General features: G+C 63.7%; 15 protein-coding genes. 3 read left to right on the forward strand and 12 right to left on the reverse strand.

What is annotated here, in order from left to right; genetic code table 11:
* Positions 1-68 precede the first annotated feature (68 nt).
* The 5 genes from rlmN to deoC form a co-directional block, all read right to left on the reverse strand.
* Complete coding sequence (gene rlmN, locus HS122_19170) at positions 69-1,115, reverse strand: 23S rRNA (adenine(2503)-C(2))-methyltransferase RlmN (protein ID MBE7540517.1); 1,047 nt, start codon at positions 1,113-1,115, stop codon at positions 69-71.
* Between the two features lie 3 nt (positions 1,116-1,118).
* Entirely contained in the window at positions 1,119-1,952 is an 834-nt protein-coding gene (locus HS122_19175) for a histidinol-phosphatase (protein MBE7540518.1), read from the reverse strand.
* Between the two features lie 103 nt (positions 1,953-2,055).
* A complete protein-coding gene (locus tag HS122_19180) occupies positions 2,056-2,922 on the reverse strand; it encodes an aldehyde dehydrogenase family protein (protein MBE7540519.1) in 867 nt (288 codons plus the stop codon).
* A 10-nt stretch (positions 2,923-2,932) separates the two neighbouring features.
* Positions 2,933-4,435 carry an aldehyde dehydrogenase family protein gene (locus tag HS122_19185; GenBank protein MBE7540520.1) on the reverse strand — a complete coding sequence of 501 codons (1,503 nt, stop codon included), beginning with the start codon at positions 4,433-4,435 and terminating at the stop codon, positions 2,933-2,935.
* 12 nt (positions 4,436-4,447) lie between these two features.
* On the reverse strand, positions 4,448-5,407 hold the full coding sequence (gene deoC, locus HS122_19190; GenBank protein MBE7540521.1) for a deoxyribose-phosphate aldolase: 960 nt from the start codon (positions 5,405-5,407) through the stop codon (positions 4,448-4,450).
* Positions 5,408-5,641: 234 nt separating this feature from the next.
* On the opposite strand from deoC, the gene HS122_19195 reads away from it, so the two are divergent.
* Positions 5,642-5,869: a hypothetical protein gene (locus HS122_19195; GenBank protein MBE7540522.1), complete on the forward strand. Its 228-nt coding sequence runs from the start codon at positions 5,642-5,644 to the stop codon at positions 5,867-5,869.
* Here HS122_19195 and HS122_19200 read toward each other — a convergent pair.
* From HS122_19200 to HS122_19230, 7 genes are all read right to left on the reverse strand, one after another.
* Positions 5,860-6,432 carry a phosphoribosylglycinamide formyltransferase gene (locus HS122_19200; protein ID MBE7540523.1) on the reverse strand — a complete coding sequence of 191 codons (573 nt, stop codon included), beginning with the start codon at positions 6,430-6,432 and terminating at the stop codon, positions 5,860-5,862. The two genes, HS122_19195 and HS122_19200, sit on opposite strands and share 10 nt — an antisense overlap.
* Before the next feature lie 24 nt (positions 6,433-6,456).
* Positions 6,457-6,957, reverse strand: a complete 501-nt coding sequence (locus tag HS122_19205; GenBank protein MBE7540524.1) for an adenylyltransferase/cytidyltransferase family protein — start codon at positions 6,955-6,957, stop codon at positions 6,457-6,459.
* Positions 6,958-7,007: 50 nt separating this feature from the next.
* Complete coding sequence (locus HS122_19210) at positions 7,008-7,859, reverse strand: efflux RND transporter periplasmic adaptor subunit (protein MBE7540525.1); 852 nt, start codon at positions 7,857-7,859, stop codon at positions 7,008-7,010.
* A gap of 14 nt (positions 7,860-7,873) precedes the next feature.
* Positions 7,874-10,138, reverse strand: a complete 2,265-nt coding sequence (locus HS122_19215) for an HlyD family efflux transporter periplasmic adaptor subunit (protein MBE7540526.1) — start codon at positions 10,136-10,138, stop codon at positions 7,874-7,876.
* 127 nt (positions 10,139-10,265) lie between these two features.
* Positions 10,266-11,366 carry a helix-turn-helix transcriptional regulator gene (locus HS122_19220; GenBank protein MBE7540527.1) on the reverse strand — a complete coding sequence of 367 codons (1,101 nt, stop codon included), beginning with the start codon at positions 11,364-11,366 and terminating at the stop codon, positions 10,266-10,268.
* Positions 11,367-11,372: 6 nt separating this feature from the next.
* Entirely contained in the window at positions 11,373-13,595 is a 2,223-nt protein-coding gene (locus HS122_19225) for an efflux RND transporter periplasmic adaptor subunit (GenBank protein MBE7540528.1), read from the reverse strand.
* Entirely contained in the window at positions 13,592-14,971 is a 1,380-nt protein-coding gene (locus HS122_19230; protein ID MBE7540529.1) for a TolC family protein, read from the reverse strand. Before HS122_19230 ends, HS122_19225 begins: the two co-directional genes overlap by 4 nt.
* A gap of 419 nt (positions 14,972-15,390) precedes the next feature.
* Between HS122_19230 and HS122_19235 the strand changes: the two genes are divergently transcribed.
* Both HS122_19235 and HS122_19240 read left to right on the forward strand, forming a co-directional pair.
* Positions 15,391-15,819 (forward strand): hypothetical protein, encoded by a 429-nt coding sequence (locus HS122_19235; GenBank protein MBE7540530.1) that lies wholly within the window; start codon positions 15,391-15,393, stop codon positions 15,817-15,819.
* 135 nt (positions 15,820-15,954) lie between these two features.
* Positions 15,955-17,286: an ABC transporter ATP-binding protein gene (locus tag HS122_19240; protein ID MBE7540531.1), complete on the forward strand. Its 1,332-nt coding sequence runs from the start codon at positions 15,955-15,957 to the stop codon at positions 17,284-17,286.
* Positions 17,287-17,333: the final 47 nt, after the last annotated feature.

The following is a 17,333-nucleotide window of genomic DNA, read 5'->3' on the forward strand; positions in this document are numbered from 1 at the left end:
CTGAAGTCCGAATCTGCGGGTACCGCTGAAAGCGCCACCTCGACACTTGCCGGGAACGGTCACTCCACTCAAATCGCCGCGGCAAGCTGGCCGCAGCCGGCGGCGATGTCGATGCCGCGGCGCTGGCGTATTGTGCTGGGGAGGTGGTAGCTATCCGCAAGGATTCGCTGAAACTCGCGGGCCGCCTCGCGGCCGCCTGGAGCTCCCGCATACCCCGTGGTTGGATTGAGGGGTATCAGATTCACCTGTGCGGGCAGTCCGTGAAGCAGCCTTCCCACCGCATGGGCGTGCTCCGCTCCGTCATTCTTCCCTTCAATCAGCGTCCATTCGTAGAAGATTCTCCGCCCGGTCACGGCGCTGTAGGTGCGGCAGGCTTCCATCAACCGGTCCAGCGGCCAGGCCCGGGCCGCCGGCACGAGGGCCGCGCGCTCCTCCTGGGTCGCCGCATGCAGCGAAACCGCGAGGCTCACCGGCTGGCGTTCCTCCGCAAGCCGCAGGATGCCGGGAACAACACCCACGGTGCTCACCGTGATCCGCTCCGCACCGAGCGCGAGGCCCGAGCTGTCGCGCACGATCTCGAGCGCGCGCAGCGTCGCGTCGTAGTTGTGCAGCGGCTCGCCCATGCCCATCACCACGACGTTGCGGAGCCGTGGTTCGCCTTCGCGCTTGAGCACGCGCGCCACATGAACCACCTGCGCCACGATCTCCCCGGCGGTCAGGTGCCGGGAGAAACCCATCTGGCCGGTCGCACAAAAGACGCATCCCATCGCGCAGCCCGCCTGGGAGCTGATGCAGGCCGTCGCCCGCCCCGTGAACCGCATGCGCACGGTCTCGATCCGGCGGCCGTCGGCAAGCGTCAGCAGGAACTTGCGCGTATAGCCGTCGCTCGAGTCCGTCGACACCGCCACCGGCAGCACGCCCAGCCGGGTCTCGGTTTCAAGCCGGCGTCGCACTTTTGCCGGCAGCTCGAGCATGGCGTCGATGCTCTCAGCCATTTCCCAGTACAACGCATTCCAGAGCGTCGCCGCGTGCACGGGAGAAAATCCCCAGCGCACGATGAGCTCGGTGAGCTCCGTTCGCGTGAATTGATAGAGATCGGCCGGGGATGCGCTCATCCGTCACCGGGATTTCAGCGACGCCCTCACCGCCGCCAGGGGAAGCGCCTGCCTGCGGCGTTCGAGGAAGATGCTGACCTCCGCGTAGCCCGCGTCTTCGAGAAGATCCAGGGCGTCCTCAAATCTGTCCCCCACCCGATCCGAGGTGTGTGCATCCGCTCCGATGACAACCGGAATGCCGCGCGCGTGCATGAGGCCCAGCATCGTCGGCCCCGGATTCATTTCCGGCAGCGCCTTGTTCAGTCCGCTGGTGTTCAGCTCCATGGCCACCCCGGTGGCCGCGATGCGATCGAGCGCGCGCTCGATGAATGGCTGGATGCGCGGAAAATTCCAGGACTCGGGCGACTCATTCTTCACAAGATCGGGATGCGCCAGGGTGTCGTACAGGCCGGTCTCGGCGGCCTCGGCCAGATGCGTGAAATAAGTCTGCTGGTAGGCAAAGTAGTCGCCGTTGAAATACCGCTGGCGATAGGCGTTCATCTGCATGTGCACCGACCCCAGGACGTGATGCAGCGGTGCGCGCCGGTGCAGCTTCTCGATCCACGATTCGATGCCCGGAAAATAATCGCTCTCGAGCCCCAGACGCACATCCACCCTGCCCTGCATGCGTGAACGCGCATGGGCGATGAGATCGACGTACTCCTCAAACTGGCCGACTTCCATGCGCCATTGCGCGGATTGTCCGTCCGGCAGCGGACAATGGCACGTGAAGACGATGCCCTTCAGCCCGCGGGCGGCGGCGGCTTCCGCGTACTCAACGGGTGTGCCCGTCGCATGCTTGCACAAGGGAGTGTGGCAGTGGGATTCGTAGAAGAGTGATTCGGTTGATGCAGGCATGTGTTGTTCGTCGAAGGCGGCTTTCGCCGGCCATGGACATGATCAACGGCACGCTACGGCATTTTGAGTGTCGTCGCAAGGACGGCTGCGAGCCGTCTCCTTCTCAGGAGCCGATGGGATGCCAGGTCGTCTTGAATTCCAGCCAGTCGCGGATGGCGTAGAGCCCTTGCGCCTTGTCGTCGGTCCAGTCGAAGGATTCCTCGGCGGGGACGAGCTTCACGCGTTTGATCGACTCGGCGGCTCCCAACTCGATGAGCCGGCGCTCCGCGGTGCCGGCGACACCGCCGACGCCGCGGAGATGCTGGTGGCTCGCGAACGTGGGGATGAGCTCCTTCCTGTAACCGGTGAGAAGGTTGACGACGCCACCAGGCAGATCACTGGTCGCCAGCATTTCCCCGAGCAGTATCGCCGGATAGGGCTGCGTTTCCGACGCGAGGGCGACGACCGCGTTGCCGCTGACGATGGCGGGTGCGAACAAGGAGACGAGAGCGAGAAGCGGAGACGAATCCGGGGCGATCAGCCCGATGACACCCATGGGTTCGGTCACGGTGAAATTGAAATACGGACCCGCCACCGGATTCACATTGCCAAGCACCTGCTCGTACTTGTCCGCCCAGCCGGCATAATGGATCAATCGCTCCACGGACAGCGCGACCTCGGACCTTGCCGCTGCGGCGGGCGAGCCGTTCAGGCCCACGGCCTCCGCGAGTTCCTGTGAACGCGCCTCGATCATTTCAGCGAGCCGGTAGAGAATCTGGGCGCGATTGTACGCGGTGCGGCGAGCCCAGGCTGCGCCGGCCTTCGCGGCCGCCTCGACGGCGTTGCGCAGATCTTTCCGGGTGCACTGGGGAATGTGTCCGACGAACCTGCCATCGCGGTCGCTCAACGGAAACGTGCGCCCGCTCTCCGAGCGGATGAACGCTCCGCCCACGTAGGCTTTTGGTGTCTTGGTGATGGTCAGTCGTGCCATGGGAATGCCCTCAGTGCAGCCGGACGTAGTCGGCGAGACCCTGGCGTCCGCCCTCGCGGCCGAAGCCGGACTCCTTGTATCCACCGAATGGTGACGCCGGATCGAAGCGGTTGTACGTGTTCGCCCAGACGACGCCGGCCTTCAGCTCCGTGCTCATTCTGAGAATGCGCGATCCCTTGTCGGTCCAGACGCCCGCGCTCAGTCCGTAGGCGGTGTTGTTCGCCTTTTCGATCGCCTCATCGATCGTGCGAAACGTGAGGATGGACAGGACCGGACCGAAGATCTCCTCGCGGGCCACGCGGTGGCTCTGCTGCACGCCGCTCAGGATTGTCGGGCGGAAGTAGAAGCCGCGGGAAGGAAGGCGGCAGGGCGGCTGGAAGAGTTCGGCGCCGTCCCGCACCCCGATGCTGACAAGCCGGCGGATCTTTTCGAGCTGCTCGCGGGAGTTGATGGCGCCGATGTCGGTGTTCTTGTCGATGGGATCGCCCACCCGCAGCACGCGCATGCGGTTCTTGAGTCTTGCGAGAACGATGTCCGCCACGCCCTCCTGTACGAGAAGCCGGGAACCCGCGCAGCAGACTTGTCCCTGGTTGAAGAAGATGCCGTTCACCACGCCCTCGACCGCCTGGTCGATCGGGGCGTCCTCGAAGACGATGTTCGCCGCCTTTCCGCCGAGCTCGAGCGTGAGTTTTTTTCCGGAACCGGCTGTTGATCGCATGATCTTCTTTCCGACCTCGGTCGATCCGGTGAACGCAATCTTCGCGGCCGCGGGATGATTGACCACCGCTGCGCCGACTTCGCCCGCGCCGGTGACGAGGTTGACCACGCCGGGAGGCAGTCCGGCCTCGATGAAAATCTCGGCGAGTTTGAGTGCGGTGATCGACGTCGTCTCCGCCGGCTTGAGCACGATGGTGTTTCCCGTGGCGAGGGCGGGCGCGAGTTTCCACGCGAGCATCAGCAGCGGGAAATTCCAGGGGATGACCTGGGCGACCACGCCGTGCGGTGAGAATCCGCGGGCGCCCGGGAAGGCGTACTCGAGCTTGTCCGCCCAGCCGGCGTGATGGAAAAAATGCGCCGCGGCCATGGGCACGTCGAAATCGCGGGATTCCTTGATCGGCTTGCCGCCGTCGAGCGTCTCGGCGACGGCGAATTCACGCGCGCGATCCTGCAGCAGCCTCGCGATGCGGTAGATGAATTTTCCGCGTTCGCGACCCGGCAGGCCGGACCAGGCCGGAAAGGCGCGCGTCGCCGCGGAAAATGCGGCGTCGATGTCGGCGTCGCCGGCGATGGCGATTTCCGCGAGCTGTGTTTCGTTCGCGGGATTCAGCGTTGGAAAGTATTTTCCCGAGCGTGGAGCGCTGAACTTTCCGTCGATGAAGAGATCGTAGCGCGCCTTGAGCCTGGGATCCGCCGTCTCTGGAGCCGGGTCGAAGGCCCAGAGGTCCCCGAAGATGAGTTCGGGGGCGGGCCTTGCGGGGCGCGTGGTGCTTTTTGTGCGGGAACGTGCGGGCATGAGGTGCGTCGGTCAGTAGCTTTCGGCCGCCTCGCTGAAGGCGTAGGGTGCCTGGTAGGCGCCGGTCTTTTCCTTCACGAGCTGGCGCAGCAGGTCGTTGAGCAACGAGGACGCGCCGAAGCGGTAGCGGGCGGGAGTCAGCCATTCATCGCCGAGCGTTTCCTTCACGGCGACCAGGAAGGCCAGGGCCTGCTTTGCGGTCCGGATCCCTCCAGCCGGCTTCATGCCGATGGCGACGCCTGTATCCAGAAAATAATCACGGATGGCCTCGATCATGACCTGGTTGTTGCCGAGTGTCGCGTTGGACGACGTCTTGCCCGTGCTCGTCTTGATGAAATCGCCGGGGCGGATCGCGCGCATGGCGAGAAAGGAGGCTGCGCGGATGTTGTCGTAGGACTCGAGTTCGCCGGTCTCGAGAATCACCTTGAGTTTCGCCCGGCCGCAGGCCGTGACCACCGCGCGAATCTCGTCCTGCATGCGACCGAATTCTCCGGCGAGGAAGGCGCCGCGGTTGATGACCATGTCGATTTCATCCGCGCCGTCGGCGACTGCCGCGCGCACTTCGGCGAGCCGGGTGTCGAGGCGGGTCTGGCCGCTCGGAAAGGCGGTGGCGACCGAGGCGATCCGCACCGGGGAGGAGGCGCCCAGAAATCTTCGCGCGTGGCGGACCATGGCCGGATAGACACACACCGCGGCCACGGCGGGAAGCGCGTCGAGGGCTCCGCGTTCATCGGGAGTCTCGTGGGGATGCAGCGCCTTGATGCACAGCGAGGCCACCTTTCCGGGAGTGTCCTTTCCCTCGAGGGTCGTCAGGTCGACCATGGACACCGCGAGCCGCAGGCCGAACACCTTTGAGGACTTCTTTATCGAGCGGGTGACGTACTTTGCGACCCGCTCCTCGATGCCGACGGCGTCGACGGTTCCTGTTTCGTCGAGGAGCCTGCGAACTGCCGCCGGTCGTTGGGAACTCATTGGGCAGAACCTGCCGCCGGTTCAGCATGATCACAACGGAAAACACGATGCCGCACGCGCGGGGTTCACCGGGTAAGCGCATGCAGGCCGATGAATTGCGCAGCTATTCACAAGTTATTCAGAATCGCGTCCGCTGTAAGACGCGAGCCAACTCGTTTTCGTTCAAAAATTTCCGCAGCGGTTCGAAACTTTTCCTGCTTGTGGCGCGGCGGGAGAATCACATGATTGACGCCAGTGGCTCATCCGGTTGCCAACCCCAACCCCGCTGCCCCGTGCAGCAAACACCCGAAGCGACGCATCGCTCTGATTGTGGCGATCATCCTCGCGGCGATTCTCGGTGGAGTCTTCCTGCTGGAGGGAGACTCCCGTGTTGCCATGCTGATTGGCGTCGCCCCCCTGCTTCTGGTTGCCTTGGTCTGCCTGTGCGACCCCTGCTGCAAGGGCAGGGATTCTCACGACTGAGACAGTCTTGCCACGACCGCCGGCAGCAGCGCGTGTTCCGCCGCGTGCACCCGGGCGGTCAGCGATTCCAGTGTGTCGGATTCTTCGATACGAACGGCGGCCTGGTCGATGATTGGACCGCCATCGACCTCAAGGGTGACCCTGTGCACGGTGCAACCCGTGATTTTCACGCCCCGCCGGAGGGCCTGGCCGATCGCGTCGAGCCCGGGAAAACTCGGCAGGAGGCTGGGATGGAGATTGATGATCCTGCCGGAGAACGCGCGAAGGAGCGCGGGCTTCAGCACGCGCATGAATCCGGCCAGCACGATGAGTTCCGCGTGGTGGCATGCGATCGCCTTGATGAAGCGGGTTTCGCCCTCGCCCTCGAGCTTTGTCTTGAATGGCGCGGGATCGACGTAGGACGCGTGGACGGCGAATCGAGGTCCGAGCGCGAGTATGCCTGCGTCGGGCCTGTCAGAAAGCAGGCCCACGATTGTTGCGCGGCCGAGCTTGCCGGCCTGCTGGGCGAGCAGGAGCGCCTCTGCGTTGGAGCCCCGACCTGATCCAAGGATGACGACGCGCATGTGAAATTGGAGGAGGACCCGCGGCTAGATTTCCCCGGCGGACCTTATCTTTTCGATCAGCCGGGTCGTGCTGAAGCCGGGCAGGAAGGGGAGAAAGGTGATCCTTGCCCCGGCCTCCTGCAACGCCTCGCGCTCGCCCTTGTCGAGTTTGTCCAGGGTGTAGTCGCCGGCCTTCGTGTAGATGTCGGGTTTCAGCGCCCGGATCTCCCCTGTTAGTCGCGGAGAACGAAATATGACGATGCCATCGACGCATTCGAGGGCTCCCAGCGCGAACGCGCGTTCGCCCTCGGTCTGCACGGGCCGCTTCGGCCCCTTGAGCGCCTTCACGCTTTCGTCCGCATTGAGCGCGACGAAGAGCGCGTCCCCGAGCGAACGCGCCTGTTTGAGATGGTGAAGATGCCCCGTGTGCAGCAGATCGAAGACCCCGTTGGTCAGGACAAGCCTTCTCCCGCTTCGCCTGAGCCCGTCCCTCACCGCCACCGCCTGTTCGAGCGTGAAAAGCTTGGGATTCTCAAGGGGAGTCATTCGCGGGGACCTATTGTCGTCATTCGAACCGCCGCCCGATCCCGGCGCGCCTAGTTGCCGACGCTGGCCAGGCCGGCGCCCTTGGAGGCCCCCGGCGACTTGTCGTCGCCGGTCACCAGCACGGCGGAGAGGCCGGCGACGGCCTTTTCGGACGGGGCGACCTCGATGATGATGCGGAAGGTGCCGGATGTGGAGTCGACAATCGGATCGATGTGGCGGACCACGCCCTCGACGCGGGAATCGGCCTCCGGCGTGGTCTGGACCCGCAGGGCGACCTTCTGGCCAGGTGTGAAGCGTCCGAGCAGGGAGTAGTCTGCGAAGACGACGAAGCGAAGCGAGCTGGCGTCCACGACGCGGGCGATCGTTTCGAAGCGCTCGACCGCCTCCCCGACCGACTTGACGGTTTTCAGGAAAATGCCGTCGATGGGGGAGCGCAGCGTCCGGTACTCAAGCCTCACTTCCGCCATGGCCAGCATTGCCCTGGCCTGGTCGACACGGCTCTCCGTGACCTTGAGCATGGACCGGCTTTCCTCGAACTGCTTGTCGCTCGCGATCTTTTCCTTGAAAAGGGCCTCCACGCGGGCGAAGTCGGTCCGGGCGCGCTCGTGGTCGGCCTCGGTGCCGCGCAGCGACGCCCTTGCCTGGGCGACCTCGGCCTCCTCCTGCCGCGCGTCGAGCCTCAGAATCGCCTGCCCCGCCACTATCCGGCTGCCCTCGGGAACCAGGATTTTTTCGACGATGCCCGCTGCCGGAGAGCTCAATTTGATGTCGGACCGCGGTGCGAGCACGGACCGCAGGGATCCGCGGCTGACCGTGCTCCAGGCGTCCGTGCCGGTCTGTGCGCCGAGGCCGGCGGTGATTGCGAGGAAAAGGAGAATGGCGCCAGGAAGGGATCGCAGCATGACGGAGAAGGTCCTCAGGAGAAACGCAGGCGGAGGAAATTGATGAAGTCGTGGAACAGGATGTAGGCGATGGGGCGTCTGCCGCATTCGAAGCTGGCGCGACCGGCAAAGCCCGACTTGAGAAGATCGAGCTGGCTGGGCTCCACCTTCAACGGCGCCGAGATCTGAAAGAGAAACTCCCCGCGGGTTGTGTCGAGACCGTAGGCGAGCTGCTCCGAACTGGTGACCGCGAGCGGATAGGCCTGCGTGGGATTGGCTGCGAGGCGCACGGAGCCTTCGACGGGTCCGTGGCTTTGGAACCTCTTGTCGAGAATGCGCAGGTCCTGTTCGCGCACGTCTATCTGGACCTTCCAACTGGTGGGATCAATCACCTCGAGCACGCCCTCGCCGGGCCGCGGCACCTGGCCGATGCGGGCCGACAAGTTCTGTGCGCCGAGGACGATGCCGTCAAAGGGCGCGCGGATCGTCATGCGTTCCAAGTCGCGCTGAAGCTTTTCCAGCGCGGTGCGTGCGCGCGCCGTGGCGAGGCGGGCCACCTGCATGCGGATTTCGTCCTTGTCGCCGCGGGCGGCGTCCACCTCGACCAGCCCGCGCTCGACCTCCTGCTGGGCGGCGCGGATCTGCAGTTCGACGTCCGTCGTTTCGAAACGCGCGAGCACGTCACCCTTCCTGACCGCCTGGCCCTCGCGGACGTCGACTGACAGCAGGCGGGTCGCCGCGTAGGCGGCGAGTGACGTGCGTTCGCGGGGAAGGACTCTGGCGGCGCCCGTGACTTTGAATGAAATGGGCAGCGCCATGATGACCGCGATCACGAGTACCGGCAGGCCGAAGCGCGTCCACTTCTCCCTTCTTGGTGTATTGACAATCTTGTTACGCGCATTGATCCAGCGGCGCGCCATGCGCGCCGCGGGCTGGCGCTGCCAGTACAGGGCCGCGCCGAGGTTGCGCCCCGCCGAGATCGCGAGGTCGCGCATCTGCAGGATCGTCGAGTCGAGCTTCTCGGGTTTCTTGACTCCCTCGAAGAGCAGGATGCCGCGCACCCGGTCCTGCCGGTCAAACAGCGGCATCACCGTAGCCCAGTTCATCGGCACGGCGTCGAAATACTCGTTCACCTCGGCCGGTCGAGTTGCAACCTTGGCGGGATCGCGCTGCACCAGCGTCAGCTGCATCTGCGGCCGCGCCGGGCCGCCGGGCCGAGCGGGCTTGAGATTTTCCTGCTCCTCCCGGGGCGGATTGTCAGCTGTGGACGCGCCGACGGATACCGCAGCGTCGCCGTCAGCGGCGGCGGGCAGGGGTTGCTCCACGAGCTCGTCCTTGTGCCGTCCGTTCAACCCGTGGTTGCCGTTTGATCCATTCAGGGCCGGCTGCGGGGATGCGCCACCGGGCAGCGCCGTTCTCCGTTTCGCGGAGTTGGCGAGCGACATCTGTGTCAGCCGCTCGGCGAGGCGCTTGAGAATGACGGCCTGTTCGCTGCGTGGATGCGGACGGCGCAGACCGCTGGTTGCGCCCAGTTCGTAGTCCTGGTCGAGTCCGATCCAGTCCTCGGCCAGCGGTTCATCGCCGCGGCCCTTCGCCACGAGCAGCGACACACGATCGCAGGCCACGGATTCGCGCGCGTAGTTGACGATGTGCCAGCCGATCGACTCCACATCGTTGTCGCCGGAAATTTCCTCGAGCAGTTTCGCGTAGGTGGAGACGCGGGTCACCTCGGCCGCGAGGTCGCCGCTGCGCCGCGCCTTGAGGTACAGCTCCACTTCCCCGCAGATCTGGCGAAGGATTGCGGCGCGCAACTGGCCCGCCTGCGCGTCGATCGGGATGAACCACACGTGCAGGACTCCTGAAACCACATTGCCGCTGAGAATCGGCACGAAATACTGGTCGAAATCCGTCGAGTTGAAGAGCGACAGCTCTTCCGGCGCCGGTGCGTCCTGAGGCTGCAGCCCGGGCAGGTTGCTCGATGCCTGGAGCTTGGCGGGCAAGGTGACGGGATGCCCGGTCTCGGCCACCCGGTGGATGGCCTTGCGGAACGATTCCGCGAGCTCGGGCGAATCCTTCAAGTTGAGCGTCTCCCACTGGCTCGCCACCATCCGCTGAAAGCTTCTTCCGGCGAGCATCTCGTACGACAATCCCTGCGGGCGCAGGATTTGCAGGATGCACTCCGCGTGCGCCTTCAGGTACACCGGCAGGTCCGGCGATTCCTTCGCCAGTTGCGCCAGTCGGGCCGACACGTCGTTCAGTTGCCTTTGAACGTGTGCGGCGGCATTTGGATGAGCTGTCATTCGAAACGGTTAAGGGATGATCGTCTTCCCTTTTTGCCACCTGCGAAAGCCTAAAATCGCAGGGGAAGAATGCTCTAATGAAGGATGTTTGCGCAGAGGTGTGTGCTGTTTGGAATTTGAAGGGTAACTACCCGGATCTGACGAGACCGATGAACTGAAGGCGGGTCTTTGCGCCGGCCTTGCGGAGAATGTTGCGAATATGGGTTTTCACCGTGGGGAGCGCAATCTTAAGCCGAGTGCCAATCTCGTCCGCGGAATGCCCCCTGAGAATGAGATCGGCCATCTGGACCTCGCGGCGTGAAAAGTCAAAGCGTTCGGCGAGCCGTGAGAGACTGGGAACCCCCTGGGTCTGCTGGGTGCTTGCGATCGACGACGTGAGCAGGAGATAGGGACGCAATCCAAGCGTGCTTCGCATGGCCAGGTATCGTACCGCGCCGACCACGCGTTGTTCCTCGGAGATTTTTTTCGCAAGATTGACGACAGGGCCTTGCGAGACGACGAGGCGACCGCCGGTGGGCGGCAGCTTGACATCGACCAGTGTGCGAAACGCTTCGAAGCAGGCCTTCTGCCAGACCTCGGGCAGTGCGGTGGAGCGCGGAAGCGAAAGCGACTGAGCCTTCGATCCATGCTCCCAGAGCATGAGGTGCTGGCGGAAGTTTCGGCTCTCGAAAAGCGGGCGCTGCTGGTTGTCGAGCACACAGATGCCCTCCGGATGAAGATTGCTGACGAGCCGGAACAGACCGACCATGAACTCCTGCTCCTGCTGCTCGGCGAGCACGGTGAAGGCCTTGCGCACATGCGTGCCCGTCCAGGCAAGCAGCTCCAGGTCCGTCTGGTTGAATGGGCCGCGCTCCGGGCGGCGGAAGACAAACAGGATCAACGGTGGCGTCTGGGCGTCTCCGACCTGCAGGATCCGGCGAATCCAGTTGGGCCCGGGAATGAGCTCGCCTGCGAGCGTCTCGACAACCTGCGGGGTGAGCCGCCCGCCGGGAGCGAGCGATTCGATTCCCTGGCGGGCTGCCTGGGTCAGCAGGGGCCCTGTGGGCCTGACACCCTGCCCCATGAAAAGCTGGCGGTCACCCGCCTGAAAACTCGGCGGCAGGAAGATCCCCCAGGCGTCGATGGAAAGCTGCAGCCAGATCCTGCCCAGCGCCTGCTCAAAGCCCCGAAGTGTTCGATGCAGGCACAGGTCAACCAGGCTGTCGGTGAGCTGCTGCCAGTTGGCCATGTGCCGTCAGTGGTGCGGCCGCCGGTAGCCGAGCAGACGCATCAGCCAGCGGCCGATCCGCGATGCGTAACTGGTTTCCCGTCCGGCGATGGTGACCTGGGCGCGCATGCCCTCGATTGTGAACTGATCCGGCCTTGCGTCGAGCTGCGCTTCCGCGAGGTAGATCGGATAGTCGGGCATCTGACCCGGACGCGCACCTCCACTCAGGGGCACCGGACCACCGAACACGCTGAGCATGCCCGCGGTGTATTCATGAACCGTGGCGGGCTGTCGCGGCACGCTGCTGATGGTCGTCTCGAAACGGCTGCCGTCGGCTCTCCAGCGTCCGGTGACCTCGTTGCCGACATCGACAACTTCCGCCTCCGCCTCCGAGAGCGGAACGAGCAGCCGCAGTTTTGTGGGATCCACAATGCGCATGAGTATCGACGTTGGATCGGCATAGCGTCCGACGAGTTCATCCATGCGGCGCGACCAGACGACTCCATCGCGACCGGCGCGGATGACCAGGCGGTCGACATCGGACTGCGCACGCGCAACCTCCGATGCGGCGATGTCCATTGATTTGGCCGCCTCGGGCAGCGCTTCGCTGGACTTCCAGTTGGGTGTTGATTGCAGCGTGGCAAAACGCAGCCGCGCCCTGTCCAGATCATTTTGCTTCTGGAGAAGATCCGCCACGAGGGAGGAGTTTTCCAGTCGCACCAGGACATCCCCGGCCTTGACGGACTGGCCGGTGGAAACCAGCACTTCGGTCACCATGCCGGTGACCTGCGGCGAAATGTCCTCCGCCCCGGCGGCGCTGACCACCGCCTGTTCCGACACATAGAACCGGGTCGGCACGGTGAAGAGCAGCAGCACGATCACCGCGAGTATGCCGAGCGAGCGCAGGACGTACCAGCGCGTGGGGCCCGACTTGACGATGTGAGCTCCGGGACTGAACGCATCCATAAAAACCTTGATGAAGGGAAGAGCGACGAATGAACCCTCGACGAAAATTCCCAGGAGAAGCCCGATGTCATGCAAGCCATACGGCGCGAGTACGCGCGCAAAAATCTGCGTCAGCCCGTAAATGATGAAGATCATGTACAGGTAGGCGAAGATGGCGTAGATGAGAAAAACGCTGCCCCGCGTGTCGGATGTCATCAGCGCCGCCTGCTGCCCATTGCGATAGCCGAGCAGCAGGCGCTGCAGGTGGTACGAGCAGTAGGCGATGGCCTTTGCACGCAGATTGGGAATCTCCAGCAGGTCGCAAACGACGTAATAGCCGTCGAAACGCATCAGTGGATTGGCATTGAACAGGAGTGTGTTGACGCTCGCAATCAGCATCGCGTTGAACGCGAGATTGCGCGCCACGCCGTCGGGAAAAAGCAGCCAGAGATGCGCCGCGATCGAGGCCAGGTTGAGTTCGACGAACACGCCGGCGATCGTCGTGTAGAGTTTGTGGCGCTTGTGCCGCATCATCCACGCGTCCGAAGCGTCCACGTAGCCGCAGGGCGTGAAGCACATGAGGCAGAAGCCCATCTCGTGCACCTCCCCCCCGAAGCGCCGGCAGGTCGTCGCATGCGCAAACTCGTGCATGCTCTTGATGAAGATGATCGTCACCCACACGAGGGCGAGATTGCTGGCGGAGAAGAAATTGATCCCGGGATTGGCAATCTCGTCGCGGTTGATCGCCAGGCGCACCAGCGTGCCCGCGATGAAGAGCAGGCTCAGGGCGACGAACCAGCGGGTCCAGAAAAAGCGGACCGCGTGCACGACCTTGCCGAGCCACGGGCTGGGATCGAGGAGCGGGACCTTGAAGAAAAGCACTCCGGAAACCACCTTGCCCCAGACCATGAGCCAGTGGTTTGGCCGGAGTTTTGCCTTGCGCGCCGTGTCGATGAACGACCGCGCATTGATGCTCAGCAGTCCGCCCGTGCCGAGCTGGTTGACGAACGTCGCGATGTCCTCGAGCGAGCGGTCCGAGTTGGGATAATGCTCGAGATACGCGGCGTAGATCTCGCGCATCTTCCGCCGGCCGTCCATCAGGCCGACGATGTAGGCCTCCTCGGGCTGCAGGCGGAAATACGTGAGCGACAGCGGGTCCTTGACGACGTAGTAGTCCTCGAACTTGAAGAGCTGCCGGCGGATCACGAGGTCGACCCGCAGCGGGGCGGGCACCGACTCGGCCATCATCAGCCATTCCGGTGAAACCGTCGGTGCGGGGGGAATCGTCGCCAGCGTGCCGCTCATGGCATGACCTCGGGGCCGACATCGCGCCCTCCGGGCAGGGCGCCGCCGACCGTGTACTCGATCTGCGCCACCGTTGCGTTCAGCGTCAGGACCGCCTCAGCCCGGGCGTTCTCCGCGCGAAGAAGAACCTCCTCCATCTCGAGCACCTGCTGCAGCGTCGCCTGGCCAAGCTCGTATCCGCGTTTTGAATACGCGAGCGATTTCTCCGCCAGCACCCTCGCCTCCTCCTGCGCGGACAGCGAGGCCCTTGCGAGCTCGAGCCCGCCGTAGAGGTCGGCCACCTCGGTGCGCACCTTGAGGTCCATGTCTTCCAGCCGCACCTGGGAGATGCGCTGCTCGGCCTGGTAGGCCCGGGTGCGCGACCGCACGGCATTGCCGTCAAAAATCGGCCAGCGCCCGCTGATGCCGGCGGACCAGCCGTCGAGGTCGCGCTTGTAGTTGTAGTAGGACGAGCGGTAGCCATAGCCCGCATTGGCCTCGATCTTTGGAAAGGCGTCGCTTCTGACGGCCCTCACGACCGCATCGGCGATCTGGGTTTGAAGCTGGGCGGACTGCAGGTCCAGGCGGCGCGCGACAGCCAAGCTGATGGCTTCATCACGGGGCAGCTTGAATGAATCGGGCTCAAGCCGGCCGGAGAGCGTGAACGACGTCATTGAGTCCCCGGGCGGGGGCAGGTAGAGCTGCCGGGCGAAATCGATGCGCGACTGCTGACGGTCGCGCTGGGCCTTTACGATGTCGGCCTGCGCGAGACGAAGTTCGGTCTGGGCTCGCAGGTGATCGAGCTCGGTCTGTTCGCCGAGCTTCCAGCGGCGTTCCGTGAATTCGGCGATCTGGCGGACGGATTCCTCGCGACGCCGGGCATTCGCGAGCGTGGCTTCACGAAACAGGACGGCCTCATAGTGCTGTTTGACCAGCGCCACCGTGCGGTAGGCTGCGAGCTGCAGGGCAAGGCGGGTTTGCAGTGTCTTCAGTTTCTCGCTTTTGACCGAGTTGGAAATGCCGCCGCCGTCGAAAAGGAGCTGCCTCAATTCCATGCGGATGTCGTAGCTGCGGTCGGCCAGCGCGGTCCGCGGATTGGTGACATTCGGACCGGCATCGAGGGAGTTTGGATCCCGCCAGTCCTGTCCGCCGGTGACCGCCACCTGCGGTCGCCTGCGCGAGCCGGCCTCGACGGCGAGGTTGGTCTGCCGCTCGACCATCAGTTTTGCCTCAACCAGTGCCGGATTGGCGGCGAGTGCCCGGGAGATCGCGGTGTCAAGCGTCCAGACGTAGCCGGGTGCGGACAATTCGGGCGAGAGCCCAGGCAGGCCGCGCAAGGGAGCTGCGGGAGTTTCTTTGCGGAAGAAGATCCATCGGCGCCCCTGGCGGCCGCTCATTACGGCCTCAGGCCCTGCGTCGTCCCTGTGATCCGGAAGTATCTTCCTGAGCAACGATCGATACCACGGCTGGCCCGGTTCAGCCGGGCCTTCCGCGGCCCTTGCCGTGATCGGCGTGGCAACGACCGCCGCGCATGCAATCATCAACGCCAGGCCATTCCCCAGCGTGGCTCCACGGCCTTTTGAAATCGTTCGCCTCAACATGCAAAGGTTAACTTCTGATGTGAAACCCTTCCTCTGGCTAGGAATAAATCGCGGCGCTCGGGCTTCGAAAAACCATGGATCAAGGGATTCTTGCGCCTATGAATTGCAGGGCCAGCCTGTGGTTGCGCGTCCGAAGTTATTGTTCCCCGGACTTTTCTTCCGCGTTTTTCGACTTATGATCGACAGATGCACCCAGGGAGGATCCATCCATAGCCATGACCGACGGTGAACTGCTGCGAGAACTGGTGCAACGGAGCATCGGTTGGAAGCGTGTCCTGGAAAAATTGCGCATGACCCATCGTGTGCTGATGGGACGCGCAGCCGAGCCGGTGGCGTGGACCGCTGGCGATACGCTGGGTACCTGGTCATGGTTTGGCTATTACTGGCAGAAGGAGCGATTCTGGTTTGGATACGGTTGCCGCGACGGCAGCTGGCAGCCGACCCTCTCGGCTGACGTCCGCAGTCCTCATGCGCAATCATGGCTTCAGTTGCGTGCGCAGCTTCCGGCCACGTGGGAGCCGGAAGTCGCGGGGGATTTTGCATACCTCTGGTCGGATCTGGCGGGAAAGGATTTAGAAGTTCAGGGACAGTGGTTTCATGACCGCTCCCTGGAGCTCAACGAGTACTCCCTGCTTCGCCGTTGAGGAACCGGGTTGCCTTCAAACTTTCAATTCAGCCTGTCCACACGCGCCCGCCCAACGCTGATTTTGAAACATCCGGCCGATAATCGCGTTTTCATTCAGTGAAACTCGTGGTTCGATGGATGCCATTGGGCTATTATGAGTTCCCCCATTCTGTCGGTCGACAACGTCTCGAAAGACTATCGGCTTTGGCATGCACCGTCGGATCGGCTGATTGCACCGATGCTGGAATCGATGGCTTCGATTCCGATGATGCCAGCTGCCTGGCGCGAGGGGATGCGCCGGTCCGCGGAAAAGCGGGCCCGTAGGTTTCATGCGCTCCATCCCGTATCTTTTGACCTGAATCGCGGAGAGAGCCTGGGGATCATCGGTCGCAACGGAGCGGGGAAAAGCACGTTGCTCCAGATCATCGCCGGCACGCTGAGTCCCAGTACGGGGAAGGTGGCGTGCAGCGGTCGTGTTGCGGCGCTGTTGGAACTGGGGTCCGGCTTCAATCTTGATTTTACAGGACGGGAAAACGTGCTGCTGACGGCGAGTCTGCAGGGAATGACCACAAGGGAGGCCGAGGACGCGCTGGCGGAGGTTGTTTCCTTTGCGTCAATCGGCGATTTCCTGGATCAGCCGGTGAAGACTTATTCCAGCGGCATGATGGTGCGCCTCGCGTTTGCGGCCCAGACCATCCTGGAGCCCGAGCTGTTTATTGTGGATGAGGCGCTGGCCGTGGGGGATATCTTTTTTCAGGCGCAGTGCGCGCGTTTTTTCAAGGAACGCCTGGCGAATGGCATGACGCTGCTATTGGTCAGCCATGACCTGCCTTCGGTGAAGGCGCTTTGCAAGAACGCGCTCGTTCTGCATGAAGGACGGCCGGTTTTTTACGGACCCAGCGCCGAGGCGGTGAGTTATTTTCACGCGCTGCACCAACCGGCGCGGCAGGTGGCGGCCGGCGCGACGGCACCCCGGCAGTCGCGATTGATGGAAAACGAGCGCCGCAACTGGCGGGAAGGGGCGTCGGAGGCAGGCTCGAGGACAGTCGAGATCGTGGCGGTGCGTCTGCTCGATGCGCAGGGCCGTCCGGCGTCGGTTTTTGAGCTCGGCGATGATGTTGTTTGTGAGTGCGTGGTGGAATCCACGATCGACGTGGCAGAGCTCCAGTTTTCGATGGAAGTGACCACGCGGCACAATTTTGTGGTTTTCGGCGTTTCGAGCTGCCATTTGGACTTGCCCCTTTACCAAGCGGAGGCAGGGCAGCAATTCCTGGTGAGGTACAAGTGGACGGCGTCGTTGGGCGCTGGGGAGTACCTGATCGATCTGGCGGTGGGCATGGGGGACCGCGGGGATGGAGCGCCTTTGGCGCTGTTGCACAGGCTGGGGCATGTGGCAGCATTCAGTGTGCACCACGGTCCCTTCAAGCCCCGGTTTTTCGGTGTTTCCGATCTGAAACCCAGCATTGAAAAGACCGATTTTTCATAGCGCCGGAGATTTTCACGCGGAGTCGCGAGGACGCGAAGGCGGAGAGA

The organism is Opitutaceae bacterium, from assembly GCA_015075305.1.
Classification (GTDB): domain Bacteria; phylum Verrucomicrobiota; class Verrucomicrobiia; order Opitutales; family Opitutaceae; genus UBA6669.

Coding starts and splice junctions, on each gene's coding strand:
- HS122_19185 (MBE7540520.1), bottom strand. CDS start 4,435: ATGCCCGCACGTTCCCGCACAAAAAGCACCACGCGCCCCGCAAGGCCC.
- HS122_19180 (MBE7540519.1), bottom strand. CDS start 2,922: ATGGCACGACTGACCATCACCAAGACACCAAAAGCCTACGTGGGCGGA.
- HS122_19215 (MBE7540526.1), bottom strand. CDS start 10,138: ATGACAGCTCATCCAAATGCCGCCGCACACGTTCAAAGGCAACTGAAC.
- HS122_19225 (MBE7540528.1), bottom strand. CDS start 13,595: ATGAGCGGCACGCTGGCGACGATTCCCCCCGCACCGACGGTTTCACCG.
- HS122_19200 (MBE7540523.1), bottom strand. CDS start 6,432: ATGCGCGTCGTCATCCTTGGATCAGGTCGGGGCTCCAACGCAGAGGCG.
- rlmN (MBE7540517.1), bottom strand. CDS start 1,115: ATGAGCGCATCCCCGGCCGATCTCTATCAATTCACGCGAACGGAGCTC.
- HS122_19240 (MBE7540531.1), top strand. CDS start 15,955: ATGAGTTCCCCCATTCTGTCGGTCGACAACGTCTCGAAAGACTATCGG.
- HS122_19235 (MBE7540530.1), top strand. CDS start 15,391: ATGACCGACGGTGAACTGCTGCGAGAACTGGTGCAACGGAGCATCGGT.
- HS122_19205 (MBE7540524.1), bottom strand. CDS start 6,957: ATGACTCCCCTTGAGAATCCCAAGCTTTTCACGCTCGAACAGGCGGTG.
- deoC (MBE7540521.1), bottom strand. CDS start 5,407: ATGAGTTCCCAACGACCGGCGGCAGTTCGCAGGCTCCTCGACGAAACA.
- HS122_19230 (MBE7540529.1), bottom strand. CDS start 14,971: ATGAGCGGCCGCCAGGGGCGCCGATGGATCTTCTTCCGCAAAGAAACT.
- HS122_19210 (MBE7540525.1), bottom strand. CDS start 7,859: ATGCTGCGATCCCTTCCTGGCGCCATTCTCCTTTTCCTCGCAATCACC.
- HS122_19220 (MBE7540527.1), bottom strand. CDS start 11,366: ATGGCCAACTGGCAGCAGCTCACCGACAGCCTGGTTGACCTGTGCCTG.
- HS122_19175 (MBE7540518.1), bottom strand. CDS start 1,952: ATGCCTGCATCAACCGAATCACTCTTCTACGAATCCCACTGCCACACT.